General features: G+C 64.7%; 18 protein-coding genes. 7 read left to right on the top strand and 11 right to left on the bottom strand.

Annotation, left to right across the window (positions count from 1 at the left end):
- Positions 1-91: 91 nt before the first annotated feature.
- Genes BGP00_RS02985 through BGP00_RS02970 form a run of 4 tightly spaced genes read left to right on the top strand, consistent with a single transcriptional unit; the run spans position 92 to position 4,396 of the window.
- A complete protein-coding gene (locus BGP00_RS02985; RefSeq protein ID WP_292921872.1) occupies positions 92-1,378 on the top strand; it encodes a M24 family metallopeptidase in 1,287 nt (428 codons plus the stop codon).
- Positions 1,375-2,199, top strand: coding sequence for an LLM class flavin-dependent oxidoreductase (locus tag BGP00_RS02980; protein WP_292921871.1), 825 nt, complete (start codon positions 1,375-1,377; stop codon positions 2,197-2,199). The genes BGP00_RS02985 and BGP00_RS02980 overlap by 4 nt, the downstream gene beginning before the upstream one ends.
- Positions 2,199-3,428, top strand: a complete 1,230-nt coding sequence (locus BGP00_RS02975) for an LLM class flavin-dependent oxidoreductase (RefSeq protein WP_292921870.1) — start codon at positions 2,199-2,201, stop codon at positions 3,426-3,428. Before BGP00_RS02980 ends, BGP00_RS02975 begins: the two co-directional genes overlap by 1 nt.
- Complete coding sequence (locus BGP00_RS02970) at positions 3,425-4,396, top strand: alpha/beta hydrolase (RefSeq protein WP_292921869.1); 972 nt, start codon at positions 3,425-3,427, stop codon at positions 4,394-4,396. Before BGP00_RS02975 ends, BGP00_RS02970 begins: the two co-directional genes overlap by 4 nt.
- On the opposite strand, the gene BGP00_RS02965 is transcribed toward BGP00_RS02970, so the two are convergent.
- A complete protein-coding gene (locus BGP00_RS02965) occupies positions 4,393-5,637 on the bottom strand; it encodes a serine hydrolase domain-containing protein (RefSeq protein ID WP_292921868.1) in 1,245 nt (414 codons plus the stop codon). The genes BGP00_RS02970 and BGP00_RS02965 overlap by 4 nt on opposite strands.
- A gap of 180 nt (positions 5,638-5,817) precedes the next feature.
- Between BGP00_RS02965 and BGP00_RS02960 the strand changes: the two genes are divergently transcribed.
- The 3 genes from BGP00_RS02960 to BGP00_RS02950 all read left to right on the top strand — a co-directional run bounded on the left by BGP00_RS02960 (position 5,818) and on the right by BGP00_RS02950 (position 8,709).
- The gene (locus BGP00_RS02960; RefSeq protein ID WP_168601500.1) at positions 5,818-7,023 is read left to right on the top strand and encodes an FAD-dependent monooxygenase; all 1,206 of its coding nucleotides are present in this window, start codon (positions 5,818-5,820) and stop codon (positions 7,021-7,023) included.
- A gap of 91 nt (positions 7,024-7,114) precedes the next feature.
- Entirely contained in the window at positions 7,115-7,861 is a 747-nt protein-coding gene (locus BGP00_RS02955; protein ID WP_292921867.1) for an arylmalonate decarboxylase, read from the top strand.
- A gap of 170 nt (positions 7,862-8,031) precedes the next feature.
- The gene (locus tag BGP00_RS02950; protein ID WP_292921866.1) at positions 8,032-8,709 is read left to right on the top strand and encodes a hypothetical protein; all 678 of its coding nucleotides are present in this window, start codon (positions 8,032-8,034) and stop codon (positions 8,707-8,709) included.
- Positions 8,710-8,837: 128 nt separating this feature from the next.
- Here the strand turns inward: BGP00_RS02950 and BGP00_RS02945 are convergent, their stop codons facing one another.
- The 10 genes from BGP00_RS02945 to BGP00_RS02900 all read right to left on the bottom strand — a co-directional run bounded on the left by BGP00_RS02945 (position 8,838) and on the right by BGP00_RS02900 (position 19,480).
- Complete coding sequence (locus BGP00_RS02945) at positions 8,838-9,728, bottom strand: hypothetical protein (RefSeq protein ID WP_168601502.1); 891 nt, start codon at positions 9,726-9,728, stop codon at positions 8,838-8,840.
- A gap of 23 nt (positions 9,729-9,751) precedes the next feature.
- Positions 9,752-10,933 carry a CaiB/BaiF CoA-transferase family protein gene (locus tag BGP00_RS02940; RefSeq protein WP_292921865.1) on the bottom strand — a complete coding sequence of 394 codons (1,182 nt, stop codon included), beginning with the start codon at positions 10,931-10,933 and terminating at the stop codon, positions 9,752-9,754.
- Positions 10,930-11,847, bottom strand: coding sequence for a hydroxymethylglutaryl-CoA lyase (locus tag BGP00_RS02935; RefSeq protein ID WP_292921864.1), 918 nt, complete (start codon positions 11,845-11,847; stop codon positions 10,930-10,932). The genes BGP00_RS02940 and BGP00_RS02935 overlap by 4 nt, the downstream gene beginning before the upstream one ends.
- Positions 11,844-12,431 carry a 3-isopropylmalate dehydratase small subunit gene (gene leuD / locus BGP00_RS02930; RefSeq protein ID WP_292921863.1) on the bottom strand — a complete coding sequence of 196 codons (588 nt, stop codon included), beginning with the start codon at positions 12,429-12,431 and terminating at the stop codon, positions 11,844-11,846. The genes BGP00_RS02935 and leuD overlap by 4 nt, the downstream gene beginning before the upstream one ends.
- Positions 12,428-13,798 carry a 3-isopropylmalate dehydratase large subunit gene (locus BGP00_RS02925; RefSeq protein ID WP_292921862.1) on the bottom strand — a complete coding sequence of 457 codons (1,371 nt, stop codon included), beginning with the start codon at positions 13,796-13,798 and terminating at the stop codon, positions 12,428-12,430. Before BGP00_RS02925 ends, leuD begins: the two co-directional genes overlap by 4 nt.
- Positions 13,798-14,826: a zinc-binding dehydrogenase gene (locus tag BGP00_RS02920; protein WP_292921861.1), complete on the bottom strand. Its 1,029-nt coding sequence runs from the start codon at positions 14,824-14,826 to the stop codon at positions 13,798-13,800. Before BGP00_RS02920 ends, BGP00_RS02925 begins: the two co-directional genes overlap by 1 nt.
- The gene (locus BGP00_RS02915) at positions 14,823-16,430 is read right to left on the bottom strand and encodes an FAD-binding oxidoreductase (RefSeq protein WP_292921860.1); all 1,608 of its coding nucleotides are present in this window, start codon (positions 16,428-16,430) and stop codon (positions 14,823-14,825) included. The genes BGP00_RS02920 and BGP00_RS02915 overlap by 4 nt, the downstream gene beginning before the upstream one ends.
- Before the next feature lie 94 nt (positions 16,431-16,524).
- Positions 16,525-17,895, bottom strand: coding sequence for an FAD-dependent oxidoreductase (locus BGP00_RS02910; protein WP_292921859.1), 1,371 nt, complete (start codon positions 17,893-17,895; stop codon positions 16,525-16,527).
- On the bottom strand, positions 17,895-18,257 hold the full coding sequence (locus BGP00_RS02905) for a hypothetical protein (protein ID WP_168601508.1): 363 nt from the start codon (positions 18,255-18,257) through the stop codon (positions 17,895-17,897). The genes BGP00_RS02910 and BGP00_RS02905 overlap by 1 nt, the downstream gene beginning before the upstream one ends.
- Entirely contained in the window at positions 18,254-19,480 is a 1,227-nt protein-coding gene (locus BGP00_RS02900) for a class I SAM-dependent methyltransferase (protein WP_168601509.1), read from the bottom strand. Before BGP00_RS02900 ends, BGP00_RS02905 begins: the two co-directional genes overlap by 4 nt.
- Positions 19,481-19,515: the final 35 nt, after the last annotated feature.

Genomic DNA, 19,515 nt, shown 5'->3' with positions numbered 1-19,515 from the left:
CGCACTTGTCGCATCCTGACCTTATCCAGCAGGCGGATAGAAGCCTTTTGTCGGGGGGCGCAAGCGGCCCCGGCATGGTCAATTCGCCTTCATGTTACACCGCAACGCCTCCGATGATGCCCTGCTGGACGGATTGAACGCCGCCGGGCCGATCCATCTGGCCGAAGCCCATGCCGTGATGGAGCGGTGGGGGCTGGACGCGCTGGTCTGCGCCCAGCCGGTCAATGTGTTTCACGCGCTGGGCCATTGGCCCCAGATTGCGCGGACCCGGATCGGCCAGCCCGCCGGAACCTTCGCCATCCTCTCGCGGCGGCAGATCGACAGGCCGGTGCTGGTCACCAGCCGTTTCCTGCATTTCTACACCTATGCCGATGGGCGCGGCCCGGTCGAGGCCTTCCTCTATGACGATCTGAGCGATGGCGAGGATCTGGGGCAGAATGGCGATTTTCCGCTTTGCCCGGATCGGGGACTCGCGCCGCTCTCCGCGATGGAGCTGCACCGCTTTGCCATCAGCGCGGCGGCCTTGCGGCACCGGGCGGCCTATCGCCATGCGGGCGGGGCGCTGGTGGCGGCACTGCGCGAGATGGGCGCGTGGGGTGGGCGGATCGGTTGGGATGATCCCTTGATTGCGGGCGTTCTGGCGCGCCATGGGCATGAGGGGGCGAACATTGCGGCGGACAATGCCATGCGCGAAATTCGCCTGATCAAATCGCCGCTTGAAATTGCGCTGATGCGCCGCGCCGCCCGCGCCAATGTCGAAGCCTTGCAGGCGGTGGCGCAGGGTGTGCGGGCCGGGGCCTCCTACCGCGATCTCCACGCCCTGTTTCGCGCCGAGGCGGCCGCGCGGGGCAATACGGCGGTGTTCCTCAATGTCGACCGCTCCTCGTCCGAAACCAGCCCGCATCGCATTGCCGATGGGCAGGCGCTGTTCCTCGATGCGGTCAGCCATTTTCAGAATTATCACGGCGATTTTGCGCGCACGGTCTTTGTGGGCGAACCCACCCGCGCGGCCGCACGAGCCGCCGATGCCGCCGCCTTTGCCTGGCGGGCCGTGCGCGAGGAGATCAGGCCCGGCCTGCGCTTTTCCGACATCGTGCGGATCGGGCAGGAGGCGCTCAAACGCGGCGGCTTTGATGTTCAGGTCGGCTTTGGCCCGCATTCCTGCGGCCTCGCCCATACGGACGAGCCGGGCGAGGATGCGGGCGGCTTCTGGCGCAAGCCGGATATCGAACTGCGCCCCGGCATGGTGATTTCGGTCGATTGCCCCGTGCTCGATTCGGGCCTTGGCGGCTCGGCCCATTGCGAAGACCTCGTTCTCATCACGGCCGATGGCTGTGAAACCATCCATTCCTCTCCTCCAGCGGTGATTGTCGTATGACCAGAAGCTTTATCCTTTCCGCCGGCATTGGCGATCCGGCGCTGGCCGATCCGGCCATGGCCGCGCAATTCGTGACCGCCGCCGAGGCGGCGGGCGTCGATCTGCTGATGCTGGGCCGCCATGACAGCCTGCCCTTTGATCCGCAGGTGATTGCCGCATGGGCCGCGCCGCGCGTGTCGCGGCTGGGGCTGGTGCCGCTGGTTTCCAGCCGGATCGCGCATCCCTTTCATGTGGCGCGCGCGCTTTCGGCGGTCGATTACCTTTCGGGCGGGCTGCTCGGCTGGTGCCCGGTGGCGCAGGGGGGCAGCGCGGCGCAACTGGCCGATCTGGTGCGGGCGACGCGCGCCCTCTGGGATGGCTGGGATGATGATTGCCTGATCATCGACAAGGCAAGCGGGCGCTATCTGGATACGACCAAGGTGCGGCCGAGCAACTATGTCGGCACCCATTATGCGGTGCGCGGCCCGGTCAATGCGATGCGCCCGAAACAGGGGCATCCCGTGCTGGTCTGCGATGCGGCCTCGCCCTTTGCGGTGCCCGGCCTTGATGTGGTGATTGCCGCCGAGGGGCAGGCTTTTCCCGCTGCCGCGCGACGCCTGCTGCGGGTCGATGCGGGCGCAGACCTTGCCGCCATGACCGCAAGGTTCGAGGCGGGCGAGATCGACGGCCTGCATATCGACCTGACCAATCCTGCCACCGAACTGGCCCGCATCGGCAAGGCTCTGGCCCCGCTGACCCAGGGGCGCCCTTCGGCAGGCACTTTGCGCGAGAGGCTGGGCCTGCCCCTGTCGCTGCGCAACATTCATGAGGAGATTGCCTGATGCCCCGTCCGATCCATCTCTGGGCCTTTCTTCAGGGCATCGGCCATTATCCCAGCGGTTGGCGCCATCCCGGCGCCGAGCCGGAGGGCGTTTTCACCATGGATTATTACGCCCGCGTCGGGCGTCTGGTGGAAAAGGGCCGGTTTGACGCCATTGTCTTTGGCGACCAGTTGCAGTCGCGCGGGGTGCGCGGGCGCACGCCCGAACATCTGGCCATGCCTACGCTCGATCCCATGGCGCTGCTTTCGGCCATCGCCTCGGTCACGCAGCATGTCGGGCTGGTGAACACGCTTTCCACCACCTATTGGTCGCCCGAAGGTCTGGCCGAGCGTTTCGCCACGATGGACCGGATGAGCGGCGGGCGCGCCGGGTGGAACATCGTCACTACCGCGCATCCCGACACCGCGCCCAATTTCGGCGACGAGGAACTGCCCGAAAAGTCGCAGCGCTATAAGATGGCGGCGCAGACCGTGGCGCAGGCGCAGGCGATCTGGCGTGAGCGCAACGCCGCGCTGGGGCCTTCGCCTCAGGCGCGCCCGGTTTTCGTTCAGGCCGGGCAATCGGGCGACGGGCGCGACTTTGCCGCCAGCATCGCCGAGGCGATCTTCTGTTCGGCCCCGACCATCGAGGAAGGCATCGCCTTTCGCAATGACATGCGCGCCCGCGTGGCGGCGGCGGGGCGCGATCCCGATGCGGTGCGGATCATGCCGGGCCTGTCCTTCATTCTGGCCGAAACCGAGGCCGCCGCGATTGCCAAGGATCAGGCCATCCTCGATCTGGCTGACGAGGCGCTGTGCATCGAATATCTCTCGGAATCGCTCAATTGCGATCTGACCGGGTTTGATCCGGCCGGGCCGATCCCGGTCGATCACATTTTGAGCCAGACCTGTTTCCCCAAGGCCGACATCGGCCGCGCGCTGGAAAAGCCCGCTGCAATTGGCCTGCCTTTGGGCAAATTCGCTTCGGGCTATGTGCGCACACCGCGCGGGCATAATGTGTTTCGCGGCACGGCCTCGCAACTGGCTAATATGATGATCCAGTGGGTCGAGGCGGGGGCCTGCGACGGTTTCACGCTGCAACCGGCCTATATGCCGGGCGAACTGGAGATCTTTGTCGAGGAAGTGGTGCCGATCCTGCAGGCGGCGGGCGCGCTGCGCACCGAATATCCGGGCAGCACGCTGCGCGAAACGATGGGCCTGCCGCGCTGGCCTGCGGATATGGCGGCGTGATCGGGGGGCTGGCGGCGCTGATGCTGATGGCGGGCGCCGCGCCCGCCGTCGAAACGCCCAATGTCCATACCGACCGCGCCGCCGTTGTCGCGCGCTGGGCCAAGGCGCCCTCGCGCTTCGTCACGGTCGATGGCGTGCCCATCCATGTGCGCGAGGAAGGGCGTAAGGGGGCGCCGGTGGTGGTCCTGCTGCATGGCTCGATTGTGAACCTGCATGAATGGGATCTGGTCGTGCCCTTGCTGGCGCGCGATTATCGTGTGGTGCGCTTTGACTGGCCGCCCTATGGCCTGTCGGGGCCGGATCCCAAGGGCGTTTACACGACCCCGCGCGCCGCCGAACTGATGGACGGGCTGATGCGGGCGCTGGGCCATGACCGTTTCGCGCTGGTCTCCACCAGCAACGGGGCCAATGTCGCGCTGGAATATAACCGGGCCTATCCGGGGCACGCCACGGCGATGGCCTTTTCCATCCTACCGCTCGAACGGCCTAGCCAGACGCGCAAGATCGGCGCGCGGATGATGGAGCTGATTTACGATCAGAAGGCCAGGACGCCGCAATGGCGCAGCCATGCCTTTTTCCGTGAGGTGTTGAAGGACACCACCCCGCCCGGTTTCGAACCGAAGGACTGGATGGTGGACAGCATTTTCGATGCTGACAATCTGCCCGGCGCTTATGTCAATCAGGCTGCGCTGCTGGCCGCCAATGTCGAATTGTTCAAGACCGATATCGTCAAGCGCGAAACCGAGGCCGTCACCGTGCCGGTGCTGCTGCAATGGTGCACCTATGACACAGTGATCAGCCAGAGCGCGGCGCAATCCAAGGGGCGTTTTCCCAATGCGCGGGTGGATTATATCGAATATCCCACGCTCGGGCATTTCCCCATGTGGGAAAATCCCAAGCTGTTTACTCGCGATCTGAAGGCTTTTCTGGACCGCCAGCGCAAACCGGCGGCCCCGCGCAGGAATTAGGGTTTGATTGCCCGGATCAAAAGGTTGGGCAGATAGGCATTATCCCATTCCGCCTGTGTCGATGCCCCCTGCATCGAAGAGGGTGCAGGCGGGGTGGCGCCGATACGCAGCACGATCAGGTCATATTTGGGCGCGACATAGACCACCTGATTGGAATTGCCGTCGAACAGGTAGAGGTCGGGGTCGAGATAAGGCTCGCTGTGCAGCACCTGCGGTCCCAGCGTGCCGGGTGCGCCAAACCCGCGCCTTTGATGATAGGGCTCGCCGATCCACAGGCCCAGGCCGAAATTGGGATTTTGCGGCGTGCCCTTGCGCATTTGCGCCGTATAGCCCTTGGGCAACAGGCGTTTGCCGCCCCATACGCCATCGGCATGGATCAGCATGGCCATGCGCAGATAGGTCTCGGCGGGCAGATAGGTGCAGCAGCCCGAATGGGCCAGACCCCCTTCGCGGTCCACCCAGATCGTGCCGCCCGGCGCGCCGATTTTCGCCAGCACTTCGGACCCGACAAATTCGCCATAGCGCCGCCCGGTGGCCCGCTCGATCACCATCGCCACCATGTCGGACGGCGCATTGGCATAGGCATAGCGCGTACCCGGCTCTGCAATCATCGGATAATGGTCGATGATCTCGCGCCCATGGTCGGTGGACAGATAGGCGGTGTTGAGCGGATGGGTGGGATCGGGGCTGAACCCCTGATCCAGCATGCCAGAGCGCATATCGAGCAAATGACGCACCAGAATGCGGCCCTTCTGCGTGCCCTTCAATTCGGGGATGATCTCGGCCAACGGCTGATCCAGCCCCTTGATCCGCCCCAGCGCGATGGCGCGGCCCACCGCCAGCGCGGTGATCGGCTTGGACAAAGATTTGGAAAGCATCGGCACCTGCGCATCCATGCCCGGCCCATACCAACTGTGGATCAGCGCGCCCTTGTGCCAGACCAGAAAGGCGCTTGACCGCATCGCGGCGGCATAGGCATCGCCCTTGGCCAGAGCGGCGGGGTCAATGGCGGCGTCGGCGCGCGCCATCATCACTCGCCATGTCTTGGCCCCGGACAGTTTTTCCATCGGCGCATAGGGAAAATTGCCGGGATCTTTCAGGAATTGCGCGAATCGCTGCTGATAGACCGCCTTGTCCCCGGCAACCTCGCCCGCAACGCTCTGGGCCATTACCCCGGCGGCCGGAAGCGCGGCCAGAAATGCGGCAATGGTGGCCGTTACGAGTGTCTTTGCCCTTTGCATGTCAACAATTCCCCGCATTCCTGATGGTCTCGAAGTTTTTGCAATCTGCCCATTGGGGCGGTGCATGCCTGTGCAGAGCGCGCCAATCCCCACTGTGCGGATAATTCCACCACATGCCGCATCACCGGGGGGCCAAGCGTCCATATCCCGTGCAAGTCCGAGGTTTGGAGTGCATGAGCTATGACAGGGGTAGAACGGTGCCAGGTGGGGATTGTGGGTGCAGGCCCCGTTGGCACAGTAATGGCCACCCTGCTGGCCAAGGCCGGCTATGACGTGGTGGTTTTCGAGGCGGGACTCGATTGCGCGCAGGATCTGCGCGCGTCCACGTTCCACCCTTCGACGCTGGAAATGCTGGATGATATCGGCATCACGCAATTGCTGCTCGATCGCGGGCTGAAGGCGCCGGTCTATCATTGGCGCGACCGCGCCTCGGGCGAGGTGGTCGATTTCGACCTGTCCGAAATCGCGGATGTCACACGCTATCCCTATCGCATTCAATGCGAGCAATATCACCTCTCGCGCGGGCTGGCCGAAGGGTTGGACCAATATTCCAATGCCAAGGTGCTGTTCGGCCATCGGCTGCTGACGCTGGAGCAGGACGATACCGGCGTGAACCTGTGCGTCGAAACGATGACCGATATCGTGCGCTATCGCTGCGATTATCTGATCGGGGCGGACGGGGCCAATTCGGTGGTGCGCAAATGGCTGGGCATCGAATTCGACGGTTTCACCTATCCCGAACGTTTCCTCACCTTGTCCACCAAGCTGGAACTGGCCGATTATCTGCCCAATCTGGCCTATGTGAACTATGTGTCGGATCCGTCGGAATGGCTGGTGCTGCTGCGCGTGCCTTCGGTGTGGCGCGTGCTGGTGCCGACCGATGCTTCGCTGGGCGACGATTATCTGAAATCCGACGAGATCAAGGACGGTATTTTCCAGCGCCTGCTGGGCACGGATCTGCATGTCGAGACCGGCCACCGCACGCTCTATCGCGTGCATCAGCGCGTAGCCAAGAGCTTTGGCAACGGGCGCGTCTATCTGGCCGGGGATGCGGCGCATCTCAACAATCCGCTGGGCGGGTTCGGCATGAATTCGGGCGTGCATGACGCTTTCAACCTGTTTGAAAAGCTGGACCCGGTGCTCAAGGGCACCAAGACCAACCAGAGCCTTGCGCTCTATGATCGCCAGCGCCGCACGGTAACGCATAGCTTTACCCAGCAGCAGACGATCGAGAACATGGCCTTCATCAAAGGCGGCGCCGATGAAGCGCACAAGCGCCGCCGCCAGGCGATGCTGGACCTGAAGGCCGATGACGACAAGCGCCGCGCCTATCTGATGCGACAGGCGATGTATGAAAGCCTTTCGCAGGCCGCAGCGGTCGAATGAGTTTTCGGGCGGGGCGGTCAAACGTCCCGCCCTTTTTCCATCCAATCTGGGCACGGTCCCCCGTCCTGCCTGTAACAAGGAGTATATTCGCATGGGTGACGTTCTGGGCTGGCGCAAGCTGATGGGGGTGATCGCGCCTTCGACCAACACCACGGTGCAGCCCGATATGGAGCGGATGCGCCCGGTGGGCGTGACCAACCATTTCAGCCGGATCTATGTCGAGGACCCGCTCGCGCTGTCCAATGAGGATTTCCTGGTCGGCACACAGGCGATTTCGGACGCCACCCATGATGCGGTGCGCTCGGTCATGACGGCCAAGGTCGATTATCTCGTGCTGGGCATGTCGGCGGTAACGTTTTACGGCGGCGTTGAAGGCAGCCGCAAATGGAAGGCCGATGTCGAAGCCGTGGCAGGCGTTGGCGCCAGCACGGGCGCTGAATCCGTGGCCGCCGCGCTCAAGGCCTATGGCGGGGTCAAGACCGTTAGCTTTGTCTCGCCCTATTACCCGGTGGCCAACACCGAAGTGCGCCGTTTCCTTGAGGAATCGGGCTTTGAGGTGAAGCGCGACAAGCCGCTTGAATGCAAGCGCTGGACCGACATTGCCAAGGTGACGCCGGACGATTTGCGCCCGGTGCTGGACTATCTGGACGGCGATGATGTTGACGCCATCGTTCAGGTGGGCACCAATCTTTCGATGGTCGATCTGGCCGTGGAATATGAGCAGAAGCTCTCCAAGCCGGTGATCGCCATCAACACCGCCACCTATTGGCATGGCCTGCGCGCCTGCGGGATTGAGGACAAGATCGAGGGCGTGGGCCGGTTGCTGGCCGAGTTTTAACCGAAATGCGCGCCCGCCTGACCGACAGGCGGGCGTATCGCGGGGGATGCCTACCCGCGCGCGCCCCGCCCATGCGATGCATCAGCCACAGCAGGACGTCGGCGCCATCAACCGCCCGACGACAGGGCCGCGCATGATCGCAGCGCCGGTCCCAACTCAGGGAGAAAACCGTGATACAGGAAGTTCTCGTACTGCGCTGGGTGCACATCATCTGCATGGTCTATTGGCTGGGCGGCGAATGGGGTGTGTTTCAGACCAGCTATAATATCCTCAACCGCAATCTTTCGATGGAAGAGCGCAAGCGGCACATGGAAACCGCCTATCGCATCGACATTCTGGCGCGCACCGGCATCATCACGCTGCTGCCGCTTGGTCTGCATATGGGCAATATCTATGGGCTTCAGCCCTATGGCGGCAATTTCCTGACCTTCATGTGGATCTTTGTCGCTGGCTGGCTGGCGCTGTGCTGGGGCGCGTTCATCAAGCGCGAGACCGATATCGGCATCCGTCTGACCAAGATCGACGAATCGGTGCGCTATATCCTCATCCCCACGATCTTTTTCGTCGGCATTTCCTCGCTGCTGGGCCATGGTCCGTTCGAGGCGGGCGAGGGCCAGCGCTGGTACGCCACCAAGTTCACGCTTTATGGCTTTACGCTGTGCATCGGGCTGGGTCTGCGCTGGATCATGCGCCGCTGGACCACCGCGTTCCGCATTCTGGCCCAAGGCCCCAACCCCAAGATCGAGGCCGTGCTGGAGCGCGACTTCTTCCTCGGGCGCTGCATGGCCTATGTCTATTGGATCACGATTGCCAGCATCTGTTTCCTCGGCACGGTCAAGCCGATCTGAGGACGCCTTCTCAAAGGGGCACAGGAGCGCGGCGGGCCAAACCCGCCGTGTTTTTTATGCGCGCATAAAAAGACCCCGGCGCCTTCTGTTGAAAGCGCCGGGGCCAAGTGCGGGTTCGTGTTGACGGATCAGTTGCGATAGGTGGTGGCCGCGCGGGTCAGCACGCCCATCGGATCGGCCGCCATCGCCGGATCGGCCTTGGCCACCATCGCGCGCCAGTCTTCGGGCATATCGGCATAGCGGGCCACTTTCATCCCCGCGCTGCGCAGCGTCTGGGTGCCCAAGCCTGCGGGCATTTTCCACCAGCGCGCATAATCGGTGACATCCGTGCCATAGGCGGTCGCGCTGACAAAGGCGCGCTTGGGATCAAGGGCCTCAGCAGCAGGGCTGCAAATCATGCTCATATCGTTGAGCACGCGATCGTTTTGCCCGGCCGTTTCCGCGCGGGCGCGGCTGTGGGTCTGGAAACAGACGGTGTCACCAATACGGAAGAAAAGCTCGGGCACGTGCTCGACCGAGAACTTCGACCCACCAATGGTCGGGGGCAATTGCAGGACGTTATCCGCGTTATAGACGACCTTGGTCGGGCCGACGGGAGCGAACGGCACATCGACCATCGTACCGGTGATCGGATTAAGCAGCTTTTCCGCGCGCACGCCCGAATCCAGCGCGGTGCGGAAGGCCAGCTCATACTGGCTGATCACCAGCCCGCCATCGGCGGTGGGACGCACATCCATCAGCGCGCCAAAGATCATGTCGCACATCGGGATCAGATTGGCGCCCTGCTGGGCATAATTGCGCCCGCGAAACCACCAGAACACCGGCCCCGCATCGGTGCGCATCCGCATCCGCCGGGTGATGGCGATGCGGGCGGCGGCATCGGTGGGGATGCCCTCTTCGCGGGCGATCGGGGCTGCCGCCGCCATTTCGGGCATGGCCATGGCCGCGCCCAACATCATGCCCCCCGCCATCAGCATTCGACGGCTCAGCAGCAGGCTTTCATCGCAATTATCGCTCATTGCTTTCCCCCCAACTGTCGTGATTACAGGGCGCCAACCGCCCCGGACCCGATCAGTTGTTCAATTTTTTCATCATCATAGCCCAGCGCTCCCAGAACCTCGCGCGCATCGCGCCCCGGCAGCGGCAGATGGTTTTCGGCCCCCGTCCGCCGCCCCGCCATCTCCAGCGGGACGGTCGGTAATTTCGTCTCGCGCCCATCGTCAAGGAACACCGTCTCCAGCCCGCCTGCGGTCAACTGAGGATCGTCGAACAATTCCTCGGGCTTGCTGACCGGGGCGAAGGGGATGCCGGTGCCTTCGAGCCGCGCGATGATTTCGGCGCGGGTAAACGCGGCAACCTTCTCGCGCACGATGGGCAGGATACGGTCGCGGGCCAATACGCGCTGGTTGTTGGCGCGGATGCTTTCATCGGCCCACAATTCATCAAAGCCGAGCAGCGCGCAGAATTTTTCCCACAGGCTGTCGGAGACCACGCCGATGAACACCGGCAGGTCCTGCGTTTCAAACACGTCATAGATCGCCCAGGCCGAAATGCGCGCGGGCATCGGCGCGGCGGGCTTTCCGGTCACGGCAAACTGCGCCATATGCTGGCCCACCAGATAGGCGGTGGTTTCAAACAGGCTGGCCACGACCTTTTGGCCCAGCCCGGTGCGGTGGCGTTCCTCCAGCGCGGCAAGGATGCCGATCACGCCGAACATCGCGCCCGTCACGTCGATGACGCTGGACCCGGCGCGCAAGGGGCGCCCCGGAGGGCCGGTCATATAGGCAAGGCCCCCCATCATCTGCGCCACTTCATCGAGCGCGGTGCGGTTTTCATAGGGGCCGGGCAAAAAGCCCTTCTCGCTGCAATAGATGAGGCGCGGATTGGCATCCGCCATCGCCTCATAGGACAGGCCCATGCGGTCGAGCGCGCCGGGGCGGAAATTCTCGACCATAATATCGGCGCCCAGCACCAGATCGCGCGCCACGCTCACGCCTTCGGGCGATTTCAGGTCAAGGCAGATCGACTGCTTGCCGCGATTATACATCGGGAAATAGCCCGAGCCGGAACCGAGCAGTCGCCGCGTGGCATCGCCGCCGATAGGCTCGATGCGGATGACCTCGGCGCCAAGGCTGGCCAGGATATGGCCCACCGCCGGACCCATCACCATATGGGTGAACTCGATCACGCGGATGCCCGCCAGAGGTGTGGGGTTCTGGCTCATTGGGCGATCCTTTCCTGATAATCCATCATCACGCCCGCATCGGGGGTGAAACCATACAGCGGCTCTTCCGGCAGGGCCTCGGCCAGAATGGCGCGTACTTTCAGCAGCTTTTCCAGATCGATGCCGGTTTTGTAGCCCATCGCGTTGAGCATCAGCACCAGATCCTCGGTGACCAGATTGCCCGAGGCCCCCGGCGCATAGGGACAGCCGCCAAGGCCGCCCAGCGAGGCATCCAATGTGGTGATCCCTTCATCCAGCCCTGCCAGCGCATTGGCCAGCCCCAGCCCGCGCGTATTGTGCAGGTGGAGCGTGGTCAGCGCCTCGCCCACCTCGGCGCGCACGGCGCGGACCAAGCGGCGAACCTGCGCCGGATCGGCATAGCCGGTGGTGTCGGACAGGCTCAGCTCCTTGGCCCCGGCCTCGATGCTGGCCGCCGCCAAGCGCACCACGGTGGCCTGGGGCACGGCGCCCTCGATGGTGCAGCCAAAGGCGGTGGAAAGGCCCACCGCGAAATGGACACCCGCTTCGGCCGCGATCCGGCCCATCGCGCGGATTTCCTCGATCATCTGCGCGTGGTCCTTGCGGACATTGCGGATCGAATGGGTCTCGCTCATCGAAAATGGTGCGGAAAAGCCATGCACGCCCGCCTCGACCGCGCGCGCCGCGCCCTTGGCATTGGGCACCAGCGCGACGACGTTCAGGCCCGGAATGCCACGCGCGAACCGCACCAGTTCGGCGGTATCGGCCATTTGCGGCAAGAGGCTGGGGGGCACGAAACTGCCCACCTCGATCTCGGGCACGCCGCAGGCGGCCTCGGCCGCGATCCAGGCCTTTTTGGCCTCCAGCGGCATGACGGGCTTGATCGATTGCAACCCGTCGCGCGGGCCGACTTCGGATATGGTGATGAAAGTCATAGATAGATCCACGGGCGCGCCACGCGGTCGGCATCGGTCCATGCGGCGATGGCGGGGCGCGATTTCAGGGTGAGGTCAATGGCGTCCAGGCCTTCAAGGAGCATGTCCCTGGCCTCGGCCTCGATGGGGAAGGAATAGGTTTGCTTCCCGCAGGTCAGCGTCTGGGCGGCAAGGTCGATATGGACCTCGCGCCCGGCGATGCTTTCCACCACATCACGCGGCAGGACCAGCGGGAGCAAGCCGTTGCGGATACAGTTGGCGGCAAAGATCGGCGCAAAACCGGGCGCAATGATGCAGCGCACGCCATATTCGGCCAGCGCCCAGACCGCATGCTCCCGGCTGGACCCGCAGCCGAAATTAGCGCCCCCCGCGATGATCCGCGCGCCCGCATATTCGGGCCGGTTCAGCACGAAATCGGGATTGGGCACGCGCCCCTCGACATAGCGCCATCCGGCAAACAGGCCTTCGGCCAGACCGGTGCGTCCGGTCGATTTCATCTCCCGGCTGGGGATGATCGCGTCGGTGTCGACATTGTCGAACATCAGCGGCGCGGCGACGGCGGACAGGGTGGTAAAGGGGGTCATGCCTGCGGCTCCAGATCACGCGGATCGGCAATCGCGCCCGCGATCGCGCTGGCCACGACGACTTCGGGGCTGGCGATATGGGTGCGGATGCCGGGGCCCTGGCGGCCTTCGAAATTGCGGTTGGTGCTGCTGATGCTGCGGCTGCCTGCGGGAAAGCTCTCGCCGCCGGCAAAGAAGCAGAGCGAGCAGCCGCTCATCCGCCATTCGAAACCGGCGGCCTCGAAGATCTTGTCCAGCCCTTCGGCCTCGGCGGCGCGTTTGACCGCGCTGCTGCCCGGCACGACCAGCGCCTTCTGGATCGAGGGGGCGATATGGCGCCCCTTGGCCAGCGCGGCGGCGCGGCGCAGGTCGGACAGGCGCGCATTGGTGCAGGAGCCGATGAAGGCCACATCAATCGGCGTACCCAAGATCGCCGCGCCGGCGGCGAGGCCGATATAGTCATGCGCGCGGGCAGGCCCGCCGGGCACCACGCCGTCGACGGGGATCGCATGTTCGGGGCTGGTGCCCCATGTGATCATCGGGGTAATCGCGGAGGCGTCGATCACGATGGTGCGGTCGAACTGCGCCCCTTCGTCGGAATGCAAGCACGCCCAATAAGGCGCATCAAACGCGGCGGGCGCATAGCGGCGGCCCGTCAGATAGGCATAGGTCTTTTCATCGGGCGCGATGATCGCGGCCATAGCGGCAAATTCGGTGGCCATGTTGCACAGTGTCATGCGCGCCTCGATGTCGAGCGCGAGCACCGCAGAGCCTGCAAATTCCACCACATGGCCCGCGCCGCCGCCTGCGCCATGCGCCGCGATCAGCGCCAGCGCCATATCCTTGGCCGTCACGCCGGGGCGCAGCGCGCCGTCAAAGCGCACCAGCATCGTTTTGGGCCGGGGCAGGCGCAGCACGCCGGTGGCCATTGCATGTTCGGCCTCCGACGATCCGATGCCCCATGCCAGCGCGCCCAGCGCCCCTTGCGTGCAGGTGTGGCTGTCGGGCGCGACAAGCGTGCAGCCGGGCAGCACGATGCCCAGTTCGGGCGAGATGACATGGGTGATGCCCTGATCCGGGTCGGTCACATCGAACAGGGTGATGCCTGCCGCCATCGCCGCCGCGCGGGTTTCGGTGATGAAGGCCTGTCCACCCTGCATCAAGGTCTGGTCGCCGCGGCCGGGCCGGGTATCGACAATATGGTCCATCACGGCAAAGACGCGGGCCGGATCAACCACCGGCCGCCCCGCCGCCGCCATGTTCTTGAGCGCCGAGGCCCCAGTGCGTTCATGCAAAAACACCCGGTCTATCGCCACCAGATCCGAACCGGCAGGCGTGGTGGCGGTGACATGCGCGTCCCAGATCTTGTCGGCTAGAGTTCGCGCCATCACGCGCCGCCCCCCAGATCGACGATGACCTTGCCGCTCGACGCGCCCGAGAGCAGGCGTTCGACCGCATCGTAAATGCCTTCAAGACCGGTAAAGCGCGGCGTGTCGAAATAGACCTTCACCTTGCCCTCGGCATAGAGGGCGAAGAGTTTCTCGCGCGCCTCGGGCCAATGCGGGGTCAGCAGGCCGTTCATGAAGCCGCGCACCGAGGCGCCCTTGTAATAGATGGCATTGGCGATGCGCGGGCCGCTGATGATTTCGGGAACGCCGTTCAGGTCCGCCGCCGCGCCGCCCACCACCAGCCGCCCGTGATTGGCCAGATTGGCGAGGAACGCATCGAAGATCGCTCCCGAAACCGTATCGACCGCCACGTCGATGGCATTGCGGTATTCGGCATTCAGCACGGCGCCGACATCCTCGGCGCGATAGTCGATCACCCGCGCCGCGCCCAGCGAGCGCACGAAAGCGGCCTTTTGCGCGCCGCCGCAGACCGCCACGACATGGCATCCGCGCACGGCCGCGATCTGGACGAGGAAATGGCCCAGACCCCCCGCCGCCGCCGAAATCGCCACCGTTTCGCCCGGTTGCAATTGCCCGATCACATCGAGCGCCACCATCGCCGAAACCCCGGTGCTGCACAGCGCCAGCCAGTCGGGATCGGCCGAGGGCACCTTGAGGAAATTGGCGGCGGGGGCGATATTGGCCTCGCGGTATCCGCCGGTAAAGCGCGTGGTGACCACGGCATCGCCCGGCGCGAAATCCGCCACGCCCGCGCCTACCGCCTCGACCACGCCCAGTGCCTCGACCCCGGTATAGGTCGGCAGGGCGATCTTGACGTAATCGACGGCATCGCGCGCAATCTGCGTGTCGAAAATGCCGTTGATCCCGCAATAGAGGTTGCGCACGCGCAATTCCCCCGGCGCGGGATCGCTCAGCGGCAGTTCACGGATCACGCAACCCTCGCGGAACGAGGGCGCGATGGTTTCAAGCCGGATCGCGCGGTAGGTGTTCAAGCCGGAGGTGTTCACGCGGGAAACCCCAGACAGCCCGGATTCAATTGCCCCTTGGGATCGACCACCGATTTGACCGTATCCAGCACGCGCAGGAAGGCCGGATCGCGGCTCTCGCGGTATTTGTACGAACGCCCGATCTGGAAATGGGCGCAGCCATAGCTCTCGGCGATCCGCTTCACCTTCTCGCGCGCGGCGGCGACCACGGCGCTCGCCTCGGGCGCATCGCCCAATTGCTTGAGGCGCGCCAGATGGGCCGGTTCGACCATGCTTTCATGCACCGGGCGATAGCCCTGCGGCCAGAAGAAGACCGGTTCCATGCAGATGGCATTGTTGTGCAGCGTGGAAAAGAGGAAGCCGGTGTGGATGCCCAGCCGGTCGAATTCGCCCGCCATCTCGTCGAAATAGGCCTTGATGTCGGCAAACATCCTGGGCGCGTTCGACAGTGAGACCTGACCATGGACCGGGATCCAGCTTTCGCCTTCCGGCCCCAGGATCGAATTGGGCGGCGGGAAAGGCATGGCCCGGATCACTTTGGCGATCGTGTTGGCGATTTCGACACCGTCATATTGCGCGGCAATCGCGCGCGCTGTGGCGATATCGGCGGCCACGGCCTCCTTGCAGCGGCCCTCGGCGGTGATGTGGAGGGGGTATTCCTCCTCCTCGATAAAGCTGCGCCCGGCGGTGGCGATCTTCAGGCCGGCCTTGAGCGCGCCGAACACCGACTTTTCCTTGGCCATCACCGCGCCCAAGGCTTTGACATCATTGGTCATGCCCATGCGGCGCATCCGCACCTTGGTCAGGCCCGGATCAAAGCCGCAGGTTTCCGAGGCAATTCCGGCGCGCGCCATCTCGGCCAGCGCCTCCAGCATGATCGGCCCGGTCTTGAAACTGAAGCTGACCGAATCCTCAAATTGCGGGCGGCGCATCACGCGGAAAGTGACCTCGGCCTTGAGGCCCAGCGTTCCGGCATCGCCCATGAACAGGCCCGCCAGATCGGGGCCATAGTGGCGATAGAAAGGCGTTTCGCCATCCGGCCCGCGCGCGCCCGTTTTCAGCACCGACCCATCGGCCAGCACCATCGTGATCGCGATCACGCTCTCGGTCGAGGTGCCATATTGGCCGCAGCCGAACATGGCATTATGGTTCGACAGACCTCCGCCGATGGTGGAGTAGATCCCGCTCATCGGCCCCCAGAACGGCAGGCGCAGGCCCAAAGGCTGCAACGCATCGTCGATGGCCTTCCACGAGATGCCCGCCTCGACGGTGATCGTCATGTCTTCTTCGCGGATCGACAGGATGCGGTTCATCCGCAAGGTGTCGATCGAAATCGTCATGCCCGTCGCCGGGATATAGCCGCTGGTATAGCTCATGCCCGCGCCGCGCGGGGCAAGGTCGACGCCCGCCTCGACCGCGGCCTTGACCACGGCGGCCAGCTCGGCGGTATTGCCCGGCGCGACGATCAGCATCACCGTATGGTCCGATGCGCTCCAGATGTCCTCGCTGAACAGGCGGCGGCTCGCTTCATCCTCGCGCAGATTGGCTTCGCCCACGATGGACGCAAGGCGCGAACGCAGGTCAGCGGGGCAGGGGGCGGAAATTGTTGCGGTTTCCTGAGACATGATGGCCTTTCGGATCGAATGGGTTTTAAAATAGGCAAAGTGGTCGGGCGGCGGGGGGCAGGCGGGGGATCTATCCTCCTGTCGGATGAAGCGATCAGGCCACCAGGGCTGCCGCCGACAGACCCGCGAGCCGCCCCAGCGTGACCGCCGTGCACAGCCCCATCGCGGGCAGATAGCCCCAATGGGCGGGCCCCGAGACGCTGCGCGCCGCGCCGCCCCCGGCAAACAGATTGGGCAATGGTGAACCATCCTCGCGCAGCACGCGGGCCGCGCCGTCGATCTGCAGCCCGCCCTGCGTGTGATAGATCGCGCCTACTACCTTGAAGGCGCTGAGCGCGCCCTGCGGCGGGGCGGCATCGTCCCAGCATCGGCCCATGGCGTCGGGGCGGCTCTGCGCCTTGGCCTGCGCGGCCTCGGCCAGAGCGGCGGCCAGCGCCTCGGCAGGCACGCCGATGGATTGCGCCAGAGAGGCCGCATCCGCGCCGCGCCGCGCGGCATTCAGACCGGCCAGCGCTTTCATTTCTGGCGTGTAGGCCTGCGCCGCCTCGATGCGTTCATCAAGGATCACCCAGCACGGACCGCCTTGCGCCATCACCGGATGCACCATCCCGGCAATGTCCTCGCTCTCGTCGCAGAACCGTTCGCCCTGCGCGTTCACGATGATCCCGCCATCGACAATCACGCCGGGCACCACCGAAATCCCCTGCGGGTCGGTCAGCATGGCATAGCCCTGATAGGCCCCCATATCGCCCAACGCAGCCCCCAGTTTTTGCCCCAGCAGGACGGCGGTGCCGTCGCTGCCTTCATGGCCATTGTTGCGGGCATCGGCCATCGAGGGGATATATTGCGCCAGCAGATCGTGGTTCGCCGCATAGCCCCCGCTGGCCAGGATCAGGCTCTCGCAGCCCACCTGCTCCACCGATCCATCGGGGCGGCGCAGGCTGACGCCCAGCACGCGGCCCGCATCATCGGCATGGATCTCCACCAGCCGCGCGCCCAGCATCACCATCACGCCCTCATCCTCCAGGCGCTGGTGCAGCAGGTCCACCATGTCCTGTCCGTCATGGCCGTGCCAGCCATGCATGCGATAGGTGGACAGACCATAGGAGGGACGGAAACCCATATCGAGCTCCCACGGCATCGACAGCCGCTCGCCCATCCAGTCGAGCGTGGGGCCGGAATGGTCGGCAATCGCGCGGGCGATGACCGGATCGGTCTCGCCGCGCGTTTTGGCAATGATGTCTTCGTAATAGGCTTCGGCGCTGTCGCTGATGCCCTTGGCGGCCTGCGCGCGCGTGCCCGCCGCGCAGATCAGGCCCATCGACATGCCGGTCGTACCCATCGGCCGCTCGTCGGCCTCGACCAGCAGCACCTCGGCCCCGGCATCGCGGGCGGAGAGCGCCGCGATGCAACCGCAGGCGCCCCCTCCAACCACCAGAACGGGAATGGAAAATTCGAATTCCATCAATCCGCGTCCCGCACCATGTCGTCGGCCATTTCGCCGCTGGCCACATCATCGGATAGGGCGGCGGCCTCGTTCTCCTGCTGGATGATGCGCAGGATGCGGGCGATATATTCCTGATTCCACATCTGGCGCTCGGCGCTGGCCGAGGCATCGGGGGCAAAGGCGTCGATCTCGCCCTCCACCAGCACGCCCTTGGCCTTCAGCAGGCGCTCCAGCGTATCGGCGCGCTGATGCGCCACGGCCAGTTCCTGCGCGAGGCTCATGGTGATGGCCAGCACGCGCTCGACCTGGGGCTCAAGGAAATAGGGGCGCTTGCCGGCGGGCTTGGCACCGGCTTCGTTCAAGGCGTCGTTAAAGCTCATGCCACGGCTCCGATCACATGCCACGCGGCCTTGCGGCCATAATCCTCGGTGTTGTCCTCGGCCGCGTCGGGGAAGATTTCGCGGTCCACCACGCCATAGACGCCGCCATGGATGATCTTGGCCCGGTCAAACCCGGCGCGCTCCATTTCCGCGTCCAGATCCATCTCGTGCATCCGGCTCCAGAAGGGCTCATTGTTGTAAAACGCGTCCCAGTCGCGCATGGCCTGTTCGAACAGGGGCATGTCGGGGGCATATTGCGGCTGTTCGACATGCAGCACGATGCCGCCGGGCCGCAGCAAGCGGTGGCTTTCGGCAAAGATGTTGCGCAGCGCGCGCGTCGACAATTCGTGCAGGAACATGGTCGTCTGCACCCAGTCGAAACTGCCGTCCTCGAAAATGCCGGTCAGGTCCTCGGCGCTGGCCTGAACGAAGCGGACATTGTTGATGCCCAGCGATTTCGCCCGCGCCAGACCATAGCGCAGCACCGGCGCGCCCAGATCGACAATCGTCAGTTCCGCATCGGGGAACGCCTGCGCCAGAGGCAGGCTGGAATGGCCCACCGTACCGCCGAATTCCAAAATCTTCTTCGGCGCGAAATCGGGCAGGTTCTTCTTCACCCACTGCACCACCGCATGCCCGCCGCCATCGGAATATTTGCCCAGCAGACCGCCCGTGGTGACAAAACCGGCATGGTCGTAATTGGCGCCATTGGTGAAATCGTCGGGTGCATATTCGCGGTGATAGCTGCCCGGCATGCAATGGTGATCGACCGCGGAAACATAGCGCGGGATCTCCAGCGCGGGGTTCAGCACCAGCCGGTCATCGCCCTCGATCAACGCCTTGCCGCGCGCGTTCAAGTCCTCGCGCTGGCGGATCACGGTCCAGCGGCCTGCCTGCTGACGCTGCTCCATCGTCATGCGGCGCAGGGCCGACCATGTGCAGAACGCAGGGTCCTCCAGCATCGCCTTGCGCGCCTCGTGGCGGGTGGCGATGGGGCGGCCATGCGCGGCGGCGAAGGCGGGCGCGACCCGCGCGTCATAGGCGGCCTTGACGCCGGGCACGACGCGGGCGGCCAGATGGCGGTTCATCTGGGCCAGAAAATTGATCCGCTCGATCTCGTCATGGCTGGTTTGCGGAAAGACGCCATGGCGGCCGATCACCCGGTAATCGGGCGGGCCATCATAGGATGCGGCTGGGCTGTTCGGGCGCTTGGTTTCGGCCACGGGGCTTGTCCTTGATAGTGTTTGCCGGGATGGGG

The sequence above is a fragment of the Novosphingobium sp. 63-713 genome (genome assembly GCF_001898925.1).
Lineage (GTDB): Bacteria > Pseudomonadota > Alphaproteobacteria > Sphingomonadales > Sphingomonadaceae > Novosphingobium.
Note: the sequence above shows the minus strand (reverse complement) of the source record. Positions and strands in the feature narration are given on the sequence as shown.

Excerpts from the sequence above, each read along its gene's own strand:
- BGP00_RS02985 (WP_292921872.1), top strand. The coding sequence starts at position 92 with ATGTTACACCGCAACGCCTCCGATGATGCCCTGCTGGACGGATTGAAC.
- BGP00_RS02980 (WP_292921871.1), top strand. The coding sequence starts at position 1,375 with ATGACCAGAAGCTTTATCCTTTCCGCCGGCATTGGCGATCCGGCGCTG.
- BGP00_RS02975 (WP_292921870.1), top strand. The coding sequence starts at position 2,199 with ATGCCCCGTCCGATCCATCTCTGGGCCTTTCTTCAGGGCATCGGCCAT.
- BGP00_RS02965 (WP_292921868.1), bottom strand. The coding sequence starts at position 5,637 with ATGCAAAGGGCAAAGACACTCGTAACGGCCACCATTGCCGCATTTCTG.
- BGP00_RS02960 (WP_168601500.1), top strand. The coding sequence starts at position 5,818 with ATGACAGGGGTAGAACGGTGCCAGGTGGGGATTGTGGGTGCAGGCCCC.
- BGP00_RS02955 (WP_292921867.1), top strand. The coding sequence starts at position 7,115 with ATGGGTGACGTTCTGGGCTGGCGCAAGCTGATGGGGGTGATCGCGCCT.
- BGP00_RS02945 (WP_168601502.1), bottom strand. The coding sequence starts at position 9,728 with ATGAGCGATAATTGCGATGAAAGCCTGCTGCTGAGCCGTCGAATGCTG.
- BGP00_RS02940 (WP_292921865.1), bottom strand. The coding sequence starts at position 10,933 with ATGAGCCAGAACCCCACACCTCTGGCGGGCATCCGCGTGATCGAGTTC.
- BGP00_RS02935 (WP_292921864.1), bottom strand. The coding sequence starts at position 11,847 with ATGACTTTCATCACCATATCCGAAGTCGGCCCGCGCGACGGGTTGCAA.
- leuD (WP_292921863.1), bottom strand. The coding sequence starts at position 12,431 with ATGACCCCCTTTACCACCCTGTCCGCCGTCGCCGCGCCGCTGATGTTC.
- BGP00_RS02925 (WP_292921862.1), bottom strand. The coding sequence starts at position 13,798 with ATGGCGCGAACTCTAGCCGACAAGATCTGGGACGCGCATGTCACCGCC.
- BGP00_RS02915 (WP_292921860.1), bottom strand. The coding sequence starts at position 16,430 with ATGTCTCAGGAAACCGCAACAATTTCCGCCCCCTGCCCCGCTGACCTG.
- BGP00_RS02910 (WP_292921859.1), bottom strand. The coding sequence starts at position 17,895 with ATGGAATTCGAATTTTCCATTCCCGTTCTGGTGGTTGGAGGGGGCGCC.
- BGP00_RS02905 (WP_168601508.1), bottom strand. The coding sequence starts at position 18,257 with ATGAGCTTTAACGACGCCTTGAACGAAGCCGGTGCCAAGCCCGCCGGC.